Source organism: Bacteroides hominis, assembly GCF_033042785.2.
GTDB lineage: Bacteria > Bacteroidota > Bacteroidia > Bacteroidales > Bacteroidaceae > Bacteroides > Bacteroides hominis.
Window position 1 is genome coordinate 4,256,077 of record NZ_CP178829.1, and the last position, 10,998, is coordinate 4,267,074.

The 10,998-nt window shown below is 43.8% G+C and carries 9 protein-coding genes and 1 pseudogene; 8 read left to right on the forward strand and 2 right to left on the reverse strand.

The features are described from left to right. The first annotated feature begins 5 nt into the window (after positions 1-5). The 8 genes and pseudogenes from R3O62_RS18000 to R3O62_RS18035 all read left to right on the forward strand — a co-directional run bounded on the left by R3O62_RS18000 (position 6) and on the right by R3O62_RS18035 (position 7,765). Positions 6-1,240, forward strand: a pseudogene (locus R3O62_RS18000) (hypothetical protein). Between the two features lie 31 nt (positions 1,241-1,271). After that, positions 1,272-2,555 (forward strand): carboxypeptidase-like regulatory domain-containing protein, encoded by a 1,284-nt coding sequence (locus R3O62_RS18005; RefSeq protein ID WP_032530495.1) that lies wholly within the window; start codon positions 1,272-1,274, stop codon positions 2,553-2,555. Positions 2,556-2,598: 43 nt separating this feature from the next. Then, positions 2,599-3,174 carry a histidine kinase gene (locus R3O62_RS18010; protein ID WP_032530463.1) on the forward strand — a complete coding sequence of 192 codons (576 nt, stop codon included), beginning with the start codon at positions 2,599-2,601 and terminating at the stop codon, positions 3,172-3,174. A gap of 122 nt (positions 3,175-3,296) precedes the next feature. Further along, a complete protein-coding gene (gene gldL, locus R3O62_RS18015) occupies positions 3,297-3,809 on the forward strand; it encodes a gliding motility protein GldL (RefSeq protein WP_032530462.1) in 513 nt (170 codons plus the stop codon). Between the two features lie 9 nt (positions 3,810-3,818). Beyond that, on the forward strand, positions 3,819-5,138 hold the full coding sequence (locus R3O62_RS18020; protein WP_186992729.1) for a GldM family protein: 1,320 nt from the start codon (positions 3,819-3,821) through the stop codon (positions 5,136-5,138). 7 nt (positions 5,139-5,145) lie between these two features. Further along, positions 5,146-6,243, forward strand: coding sequence for an OmpA family protein (locus R3O62_RS18025; protein ID WP_022012592.1), 1,098 nt, complete (start codon positions 5,146-5,148; stop codon positions 6,241-6,243). Between the two features lie 27 nt (positions 6,244-6,270). Then, positions 6,271-6,699 (forward strand): BT0820 family HAD-type phosphatase, encoded by a 429-nt coding sequence (locus R3O62_RS18030; RefSeq protein WP_022012593.1) that lies wholly within the window; start codon positions 6,271-6,273, stop codon positions 6,697-6,699. Positions 6,700-6,715: 16 nt separating this feature from the next. Beyond that, complete coding sequence (locus R3O62_RS18035; protein ID WP_032530458.1) at positions 6,716-7,765, forward strand: mannose-1-phosphate guanylyltransferase; 1,050 nt, start codon at positions 6,716-6,718, stop codon at positions 7,763-7,765. Positions 7,766-7,901: 136 nt separating this feature from the next. On the opposite strand, the gene R3O62_RS18040 is transcribed toward R3O62_RS18035, so the two are convergent. Both R3O62_RS18040 and R3O62_RS18045 read right to left on the reverse strand, forming a co-directional pair. Further along, positions 7,902-9,668: a hypothetical protein gene (locus R3O62_RS18040; protein WP_250746504.1), complete on the reverse strand. Its 1,767-nt coding sequence runs from the start codon at positions 9,666-9,668 to the stop codon at positions 7,902-7,904. Positions 9,669-9,687: 19 nt separating this feature from the next. Next, a complete protein-coding gene (locus R3O62_RS18045) occupies positions 9,688-10,995 on the reverse strand; it encodes an ATP-binding protein (RefSeq protein WP_122141710.1) in 1,308 nt (435 codons plus the stop codon). Positions 10,996-10,998: the final 3 nt, after the last annotated feature.

The window sequence follows — 10,998 nt, forward strand, 5'->3', positions numbered from 1 at the left end:
TCCGTATGAAGAAGAAATTGATAATTATAATCGGCCTGCTCCTCTCCTGCCCTGTCATGATTGATGCGCAAGTGGCCCGTAAACTCAGGGAGCTGGGTCTGGAGAATATCCGGACAGCCGAAGCCGGGGGAACAACCATCGCTGCTTTTGAGGACAATGTATATCGGGGAACTTATCGCGGAATAGGAAAAGCGATTGTCGCCGGAATGGAAGGCATAAGTAACGGAAATCTGGAACTGGTGGCGCTGGACGGAAACGGGATTCCCCAACTGAGTATCTGTCTGCCGGATACATTGATAACCGGTTACAAGGCCGGTAAGATAACGCTGAAAGAGGTATACGAACGAATGAGCCTGAGTTACAGCACCGACCGTCCCATGCGGTTATTGAAGGAAAGCACAGAAGTGATCAACCGCTCGGCATGGAAAGCGGACATCGTCCTGTATCCGGAAGTATCTTTAGAAAACTCGACTTTTGAGAAATTATATTCATATACGGTGAATCTGTCTCCTGCCGTGGAAATGGCTTTATGGAAAGGAGCAGAAGCAACAGCACAGGTGGTTTTCCCCATCGCAACCAATATGAAAGGGGAATACCGGAAGATACGGCCGGGTGTGATGACACTCTCACAGGAGATAAGGTTCCGTAACAACTTTCTGGGACGTATCGTGATAGGTAACTTTACCAATCACCGGATCGGCGCACAGGCGGAAGTGAAATACCGCACCGGGAACGGACGAGTGGAACTGGGCGCACAGATAGGAACAACCGGATATTCGGCCATCACGGACGAAGGATGGTATATCGGGACAAGGCAACGCATCAATGCGGCTGTGAAAGGTTCGCTCTATGTCCGCAATTCAATGTTCAATTGGATTTACAGGCCGGAAGGTATCTATACGGCGACTACGGAATAAGAGGTGACTGCACACGCCACTTCGGAGAATATGCCGTGGGAGTATACGCCATGTACGTAGAAGGAGAGGTCAACGGGGGCTTTCATTTTGCCATCCCGTTGCCCGGAAAGAAATGGAACCGGAACCATGCCATAAGAATCAAGCCGGCCGAATTCTTTGCAGCCGAATACAGCATGGTGTCATGGGGTGAGTATGCCGATAAGAAAATGGGATATACCTATCAGACACGTCCGGCAGAGAACCGGAGCAGCGGATACTTCCAACCGGAATATATGCGATACTTCCTGATCAGAAGTATCGAAAAAGAGAGAAATAAAAAGTAATTTTAATATTTTCTTAATGACAAAAATGATTATGAAAAAAAGTGACTTATTTAAGATAGGTGTGTTGCTGGTGGCAACCACCTTGGGAACAACCGGATGCTCTTTCGGCGAAGACGAGAAGAAGCCGGAAATAGTAGTGGACCCTGCCGAGAAAACGATAGAGTACTACATCGCAGGTAAAGTTACGGAAGGAAGCACTGCTCTGCCCGGTGTGGAAGTAAAGGCAGGCGAGGCTACAGCTACCACAGATGCAGAAGGAGCATACAAACTGACGGTAGACAGTAAGAAAGCATATACCGTTACTTTTACAAAGGAGGGATACCTGAGTATAGATAATGCACAGGCCACCATTGCAGACAATGCGGAGAACCGCAGCATGGTGAGCTTAAGCGTAAAACTAAGCAAGCAGAGTCCCGCCAAGGAAATAGATGCCGAAGCGACAGAAGAAATAATTGTAACAGACAAAGGGCACAGTGACATGACAAAGGCGGAAGCAGCCGTAATTGTCCCCCCTGGAGCGATTGAAACAACAACCAACGTAAGCATCACTCCTTATGAAGAGCCTGCAGCCGCCACAACTACCGTGACAACAGGAACGGTGGAAACTCCGGTGGCTATTGCCAATATCGAAGTGGCAACAACAGAGGCCGTGACACTTGCCAAACCGGTCACGCTGGCAGTGGTGAACAAAGCCTCGGAAAATGCCACATTTGAGGACGTGGAAGTGTACAACCAGAAAGCGGCAACAAGAGCCGGAGAAAGCTGGGACAAAGTGGCTGATGCTGCCTATGACGTGGCATCGAACAGCTATACATTTACATTACCCGCCGGAGCAACACTGTCCGGCAAGTATTCAATGCGTATCAAAAGTAGCAAGACTACCGGTTCTGAACAAATAGGCGAGACAAACAAAGAGGAGAAAAAGAGTAACGAAGGAAATATGACAGCCATCCCTGAATATAAAATCAACTTTGAGGCAACAGCCGGATGGGAATATACAGTGACTCCGGAAACAGCATTAGCCAATGCCGGTGTAAACGCTACGGATGCAAAAGGAATGGCATCTATGATCAACAGTGCCATCGAAGCGCAAGAAGGCACGACAGGCATATACAAAGTGAATCAGGAACTGGTAGCCGGTATCAGCGGTAACCATATTCTGTATTACCTGAACCAGGCCAAATATTGCGAAAAGAAATACACGTTCAAAATCAGTGGCGGAAGAACTGTAACGATTACTCTGAAATTTTATACGGGAATGAAGATAACTTACACGAATGTGGAAGCAAGCCAGCACTCGGGAGGTAAAGTTTAAAATCGATCCTGTAAACACTATTCTTTTACTAAATAACTAAATTATGAAGCTGAATAATATAAAAACAGTATTGCTCTTGGTAGGATTGCTGATGGCATTCGGAAATATGAAAGCACAGGACAATCCGTTCAAACCGGAGTGGTTTGTGTCGGGAGGTATAAATGGACTATCGGCTTTAAACGGTTCGGCAAGCAACATGCTGGGAGGTAAAGTATCCGGTGGAGTGTGGTTAAACAAGATTATCGGTCTGCGTGTCAACGCAGAGGCCGGTAATGTGTGGCTGAAAGGCCGATACAACGCTGTAACGGCAGGTGCCGGAGCAGACATCATGGTGAGCTTGATGAAGAACTATACAAATGAAGACAGCAAGTTCCGGCTGAATGCGATTTTCGGACTGGGATACAACTACTATTCATTTGATAACGACTTTCCGAATTTATCAAAAACGAATACGATAAGCGGTAATTTCTCTCTGCAGGCTGCCTTCAAACTGAACTCGAAACTAAGTGTCTTTGCAGAACCGGGAATTAAAATCAGCACCAAGTTCTATGATGTGGAAAATAAGGATGATGTGTTTGCCGCCGGCATGATGACCGTAGGCGTAATATACAAATTCTAATAACTCAGAGATTCTCCACAGAATACACTGATTGGCAGCGGTCATTTTTATACCGATAAAAGAAATGATCAACCAGGTAAAAATCGGTACACTCTGTGGAGAATTCAAAAACGGATTGACTAATGAAATTAAGTAAATTCTTATCGAGCAGAACAGGAAAACGTTTCTATAACCTCTGTTATTGTTGGGGAGCCTGTCTTGTAATTCTGGGAGCTGTATTTAAAATAGCTCACATGCCTTATGATAATCTGTTATTGATGATCGGATTATTTACGGAAGTATTCATTTTCTTCATTTCCGGATTTGATGAACCGGCAAGAGAGTACAAATGGGAAAGAGTGTTTCCGTTATTGAATGACAAAAACGCAAACATAAATCCGAACACGGGAGTAGCAGACACGCTGGTGACGGAAAAGTACCTGCAGCAACTGAAAAGATTGGAAAGCAACATCGGAAAACTCAATGAAACATACGAAGCACAGATTAAAGGCATGACCGAACATGCCAGGTCGTTGAACGATATGAATTTGGAAGAGTTGAAAAAAGAAATGGAAAAAATGGCAGCATACATCGAATTGCTTAACAAACAATACAGTCAGATGCTGAATGCCATGAACGTAAAAACAGGGAAATAACAGAAACACATGGCTAAATATACATTACCGCCAAGACAAAAAATGATAAACCTGCTGTATGTGGTGCTGATTGCCATGCTGGCTATCAATATATCATCGGATGTCTTGGAAGGATATGGACTGATGAATAATGATTATCTTCCACAAATAGAGCAGTTGGAAGAATATAACCGGACTTTACTGGAACGAATCAACAACAGCCGGAATGACCAGGCAACCTTATCAGCACAGAGCATAGACGCAACAGCAGGGAAGCTGATGGGCACACTGGAAGAACTGAAAGAAGATATTGCCCGGAAAGCGGACAAAGAAAAATATGAAACGGGAAAGCTGAAGGCTAAAGACGACCTGAATGCTGTGCCGGAAGTATTCCTGTCGGTGACCGGAGGCAAAGGCAAAATGCTCAGGCTCTCACTGGAAGCATTCAAAGCGGAGACGCTATCACTGATTAAAAATGAATCACACCGGAAACTGATCGGCACTTATCTGGATACGGAAGGACCGGGCACAGGCATTTCCTGGGAAAAAGAGACGTTCTCCTACCTCCCTGCCATCGGTGGAGTGACATTCATCAACAAAATACAGGAAGAGGTGCTGCTGTGTGTAAACGAAGTATATCGGTCATTGCTATATGAAGAAGCGGAAGACGGAAAAAACGGGACCTTTGTATTTATCAATGAAGACCAGATGATAGTAAATAGAGACGGAACGGTGGATTTGCCTGTAGTACAGATTACACCCACCTTAACAAGTATCTTGTATACCGACTATGAAAACCCGTTAAATATACTGACTGCGGGAATCCCATTCAACGAGGTGACATTCAATATGACTAATGGAAAGATACTTAAAAGAGGAAATCAATGCATCGCCGTTCCCAATGAAAAAGCACAGACAGCAACCATAACCGCCACACAGATAAAAAACGGAGTGGCAAGACAACTGGCCGAGTATCGATATACCGTAAAGGCATTGCCCGATCCGACACCCTATATCCTCTGTACGGATGACAATGGAAATACAGTGCAATACCGAGGAAATGTACCCATTAACAAACGGCTGGTATCCAACATGACACAATTGGGGGCTTCAATCAGTGATGGTCCGAAAGCCAACTACGAGATTAACAGTTTTGAAATGGTATTGATTAAAGGAAACAGTAAAGCGGTAACTTCAATAACCAACACCGGAAACAAATTTTCGGCCAGGCAAATGGAATTGATCAGACAGTTGGAAAAAGGAGATAAACTCTATATCACTTCAATTGTCGTGACCGGTCCGGGAAACAAAAAGAAACAGATTGCATCAATAAATGTCGTATTAATATAGCACAACCATGACAGGTATATTGGGATTGAAACAAAATAAATGGATCGTTGGGGCAGCACTGCTACTGACAACTTGTAACTTACAGGCACAGGAACAGCCAAACGTCAAGGAAAAGTTTGAAAAAGGTAATTGGTTTGTATCGGGTGCTCTGAATGGAGAATGGATGACCAAGACTATCGGTAACGTGTATGCAGGCGGCAAAGTCTCCGGAGGAGTATATCTGACACCTTTCTCGGGCTTCAGGGCCACTGCGGAGATTGGTAAGAACCGGATAGAAAATAATGCAGAGGCCACACAACTCAGCGCAAACCTGGATTATATGCTGACTCTGATAGGAAATAATGGATTCAAAAGATTCAACCTGACGGCTATTTTAGGTGCCGGTTTCAACTATTATGACTTTGGAGACAATGACCCGAAATACACAAGAGTAAACACTATTTCGGGGAACTTCTCAATTCAGGCTTCGTACAATGTAAACAGAAAGTTCAGTGTATTTATAGAACCGGGATTGAAGATTTTACCCAAATACTACAACAAGGAACTGAACAACAAAATTTATATGCAAAGCAACCTGACAATCGGACTTGCATATACTTTCAGAGATAAATATCGGAAGAGTATAAATAACAGTACCCAATCACTCTATATGCCGGAAACGGATCTACTGGAAATAAAGCAGAAAGTAGGGATACTTTGTGAAGAGGTAATGCAAATGAAACAGGAATTAAAGGAACGCCGGAAGATAATGGATGGCCAGAACTTAATGATTGTTCCGCAAAAAGATGCACTCTCCATCGACATCATGTTCGATGAATTCAGTTCATTCGTCAGTGAAGAACAGGGACAGAAGATAGATGGTATAGGTGAATGGATGAAGGATAATAACTCAAGCATCCAAATCATTGCTTTCAGCGATAATCTTACAGATAAGAAAGCAGACCGGGAATTGCGCAGCCGCCGTTCGGAAGCCATCCGAAAGATATTGATAGAAAAACATCATATCGCGCCCGAACGAATCACCGAATCGACTCCGGAAGCAATGGGATATGAAAACAAAACGGGATGCAATGCCATGATTGTATACATTCCCGAAACTAAATAATAATAACCATTCACACACACTAATTACATGACGATTGCTGTTGATTTTGATGGTACCATCGTAGAACACCGCTATCCGAAGATCGGTGAAGAGATTCCATTCGCCACAGAAACCCTGAAGATATTGGCCAAAGAGCGTCACAGACTGATTTTATGGACTGTACGCGAAGGTGATTTACTTGAAGAAGCCATTGAATGGTGCCGGCAGCGGGGGGTCTCCTTCTATGCCGTCAATAAAGACTATCCGGAGGAAGAAAAAAATCATCACGGATTCTCCCGCAAACTGAAAGCAGACCTTTTCATTGATGACCGGAACCTGGGAGGTTTACCCGACTGGGGAACCATCTACCAGATGATCCATGAACAAAAACCATACGAACCCGTTCTATCTGACAGACAGAAATCGGCCGGCGATTCAAACTGGATAGGGAAACTGTTCGGCAAACGTAACAAATAAAAGGAAAGGACCAACGATGAATAATCATGTAGTAATTATGGCCGGTGGCATAGGAAGCCGCTTCTGGCCGATGAGTACACCGGAATGTCCCAAACAATTCATAGATATATTGGGATGTGGGAAAACACTGCTCCAATTGACAGCCGAAAGATTCGGCAACCTTTGCCCGCAAGAAAACATGTGGGTAGTCACATCTGAAAGGTATAAAGACATTGTTCAGGAACAATTGCCGGGTATACCGGAAAACAACATATTGGCAGAGCCCTGTCCCAGAAATACGGCTCCTTGCATAGCGTATGCCTGCTGGAAAATAAAAAAGAAATATCCGGATGCCAACATTGTGGTCACTCCTTCTGACCAAGTGGTGATTGATACCACCGAATTTCGCAGAGTAATAGACAAGGCACTCTCGTTTACGGATAAAAGCAGTGCCATCATTACACTCGGAATAAAACCCGGGCGTCCGGAAACCGGTTATGGGTATATTGCCGCAGGCGAACCCATAGCAAGGGATAAAGAAATATTCCATGTAGAGTCTTTCAGGGAGAAACCCAATAGGGAGACAGCCGAAAAATATCTGGCGGCAGGTAATTATTTCTGGAATGCAGGGATTTTCGTATGGAATGTGAGAACAATCACAGCAGTCATGCGGGTTTATGCACCGGGCATAGCACAGATCTTCGACCGGATTTATCCCGACTTCTATACAGAACGTGAGGAAGAGACTGTAAAAAGACTATTTCCCACAGCCGAAAGCATTTCAATAGATTATGCAGTGATGGAAAAAGCAGAAGAGATTTATGTACTGCCCGCAAAGTTCGGATGGTCCGACTTGGGAACCTGGGGAGCACTGCAGAGTCTGTTGCCCAAAGACAAAGAAGGCAATGCCACAGTAGGAACAGATGTCCGGATGTACGAAAGCCGGAACTGCATGGTACATACTTCACAAGAGAAACGGGTAGTCATACAAGGTCTGAATGACTATATCGTGGCTGAAAAAGACAATATACTGCTTATATGCCAATTATCGGAAGAGCAACGAATCAAAGACTTTTCAAAAGAATAAATGTTGATCCCTTTCAATATTTATAAGTCCCGGTTTAATGCCGGGCGTAGGGGCGTCCCGATGTGAATCGTGGCAGCTTTTATTTGTTTTGTTTGTGTGTGTTCCTCCGGCCAGGCGTGGTCGGAGGAACATTTTTTTAGGGTAGCTGTTCCCGGTTATTCAATTTCAATATAAAGAAATACAGAAGGATGGGAAGCACTGGAAGAGCTATTAATGCCAAGTAAGTCATATTTCCAGTTTCAAGATCGAAGAAAATCACCTGTGGAGAAAGTGCTTCTACCATAAAGAAAAAAAAGACAGCAAACTCCATGACCAAAGTGATCATCAGCAATACAATAAAAGTATGGTATCTTTCTACATAAAGATTAAAAGTCGGAGAAATATACCGCATTACCATCAAACCGGCAATTGACAGGAGCAAACAAAGATCAATACAGAAAAAGAGGCCCCATTGCCCGGAAGCATAATCACAATTGGACAACTCCCATACATTCGTATCATTTATTCCGGGTTGAATCTGTTTGAATGGAATCCGAAAAAGATAAAACGGATTGGAAACAAGAGAAATGACAGAACTGGTATCTATGGAACCATCACTGTAAATGACTTTGGATGCCAGCCCCAAGGAATCGAAATCCGCGAAATAAACCGTATCGACAAAACATTGCAGCCCGGCAATAAAACCGGAATTCCGGATGCCCGCACTACGCGAAAAGGTTAAAGATAAATCGAGTTTCTCGTAAACATGGGTGGTATCTACCCGAAAACTGTCAATGACAAGACTCAATGATTTAACGAACTGGGCCAATGCACGTTTATCCTTAAAGTCGAACTCCGGAAGATAAACATTCAGGCCACTGGGTTTATGAATACTATGCGGTCGATGGATCATCCCGGACGGATAGCCGAAAACAGTATAGATAAAACGGCGGCATGCTGCCGGATTAGAAAGGAAACGATTGGTGGAAAGCGCATCACCGCAATAAGCTACAAGATCATAGTTAATACGATCGTAAGGATAGAAATCCATCACATTCGGAGAGTCCCAGTTATTCGTCAGCTCGGGCATTCCTGTCACAGGATTAATGATATAGCCCGGATATCCCAAACGACTGATCTTCCGGGTATGCACAACCGGTTGGCTTAAATAGACATCAGTCATCCAATAAGGAACTATGACATAGGCCAAAGAGGCACGTTGAAGAGCAGAAGTGAGAGAGTCGACCTCGGACTGGAAGTGTTGTGTAACACGAGTCGTATAGATCTGACGTTGTTTCAATGTATCCGGACGATTGTCAAAATAACAATAGAAGTTCTTCACATTGTAATAATCGTAATATTCAGCCTCTTTCAGCCATTCTCCTACCGGATGAGATTCATCATATATCTCTGGCTCTGTACTCAATTCCGTTAGCGTCGTATCAGAAGTATAGATAAGTTCATCCAACTTTTTCTCTGTTTCATAAGGCACATCAGAAACAAGGGTATTCATAAACCCTTTGGCACTGATATATTTTTTCAGCAGTTCATTTTCAGAAAGCTTGAACTGTTCTTCTATTTTATATGGATAAACAACATAGCCATAAGCTCCCGGAGTAAGAATCAGACTATAAATATTGCTCAGCTGATCGATATCTTTAAAGAAATAAGTATTTTCGGGAACAGGAGAAGGAATCAATCCTTTCCAGCCTCCGGCAAGTCGCATATCCCGTTGCTCAGTTGGGATCAACGGCCATTTCTGACGTCCATGAGTTAAAACTTCTAAGCGGATTCGATTCCATCCCTGAGGAGTCTGATAATGGTAAGGGCGAAATTTCTGATAGGCATTTGTGAAGCTATTCTGTGCAGAAAGCGACAGATACCCCAAAAACATCACACTGACGGCTAACAAGAACTTCTTCATAAGTATATCAATTTAATATTCAGTTTGCACCTTCTTTAGCCTGCTCCTGACGCACAGCGGCAAGCAACATGGATTCATCGATGACTTGAGTATGGCTCGCAACCAACTGCAAAGCGCAACGACGAATGATATTGGTCATAGCACCTCCCGAAAATGAATAAGTTGCTATTTTATTTATCAACTCTTCACGATTCCGGGGAGTCCAGACTACCGGCAGCATTTTATCCCATAATGCCTTACGAATATATTCATCCGGCATCGGAAAATAAATAGTGGACTGAAACCTCCGGGAAAAAGCTTCGTCAATATTCGAACGCAGATTAGTAGCAAGTATCACCGTACCGGGAAAATCTTCAATACGTTGTAACAAATAGGCAACCTCCTGATTGGCATGCCGGTCATTGGAAGTCTGCGTAGAAGTCCTTTTACCAAACAAAGCATCTGCTTCATCAAAAAACAAGATCCAGTTGCGATTCTCTGCCAAATCGAATACACGAGCGAGATTCTTTTCAGTCTCGCCAATATACTTCGAAACAATCATAGACAAGTCTACCCGGTAAACATCCATTTGATTGCGTTTACCAAGCAACGTTGCTGCCAGTGTTTTACCTGTTCCGGGAGGGCCATAAAACAAAGAACGGTAACCGGGCTTCAGAATACGTTTCAGGTTCCACTTCTCCATCACCGTATGATGACTGGTAATCCAGGTATTAATTTCCTCCAGTTGTCCGGCAACCTGATAATCTACAACCAAATCATTCCAGGAAAGCGGAGTCACGATTCGTTTTGCCGGAAAACCGATACTGTAATCCGGCTTATATTCTTTACCATAAAGCACCCTACTGAGCAATTCATCCGATGCACGAAGCTGCCCGCTTAAGAAAGGTTCTCCATCTCCGGAACCTTCCAACCGTAAGATATTATGAGTATAAAACCAATGGTCACGTTCAAACAGACGAATCACCGATTGCCGTTTTTCCACATCCTCGCCGATCAACATGAAAGCAGCAGTCTCGCCTGTAGGAAGAAAGCCCCCATGCGAAACACCTTTCCAACCACCAAACTCAGTATATGGACGATCAAAATTCTTATTGTTCACAAAGAAAATGTCCAAAGCCTGAGGATAACAATGAGGCATCAAAGCAAGCATTATGACCACTTTTTCTTCAAAAGTGATCTGAGATGAAGGTTTACCCGTTATCTCCCTCCACCATGAATTGACAGGAGGTTGTACTTCAAACAGAGAGGTCACTTCACACTCCTGCCTGAAGTACAAACGAATACTCACATCAAGCACCTGCTGAAACCAATCAATCAGTTCTTTCATAGG

What these genes read in the sequence shown, in the direction of transcription:
- R3O62_RS18025 (WP_022012592.1), top strand. Translation starts at nt 5,146, where the DNA reads ATGACAGGTATATTGGGATTGAAACAAAATAAATGGATCGTTGGGGCA.
- R3O62_RS18035 (WP_032530458.1), top strand. Translation starts at nt 6,716, where the DNA reads ATGAATAATCATGTAGTAATTATGGCCGGTGGCATAGGAAGCCGCTTC.
- R3O62_RS18010 (WP_032530463.1), top strand. Translation starts at nt 2,599, where the DNA reads ATGAAGCTGAATAATATAAAAACAGTATTGCTCTTGGTAGGATTGCTG.
- R3O62_RS18045 (WP_122141710.1), bottom strand. Translation starts at nt 10,995, where the DNA reads ATGAAAGAACTGATTGATTGGTTTCAGCAGGTGCTTGATGTGAGTATT.
- R3O62_RS18030 (WP_022012593.1), top strand. Translation starts at nt 6,271, where the DNA reads ATGACGATTGCTGTTGATTTTGATGGTACCATCGTAGAACACCGCTAT.
- R3O62_RS18020 (WP_186992729.1), top strand. Translation starts at nt 3,819, where the DNA reads ATGGCTAAATATACATTACCGCCAAGACAAAAAATGATAAACCTGCTG.
- R3O62_RS18005 (WP_032530495.1), top strand. Translation starts at nt 1,272, where the DNA reads ATGAAAAAAAGTGACTTATTTAAGATAGGTGTGTTGCTGGTGGCAACC.
- R3O62_RS18040 (WP_250746504.1), bottom strand. Translation starts at nt 9,668, where the DNA reads ATGAAGAAGTTCTTGTTAGCCGTCAGTGTGATGTTTTTGGGGTATCTG.
- gldL (WP_032530462.1), top strand. Translation starts at nt 3,297, where the DNA reads ATGAAATTAAGTAAATTCTTATCGAGCAGAACAGGAAAACGTTTCTAT.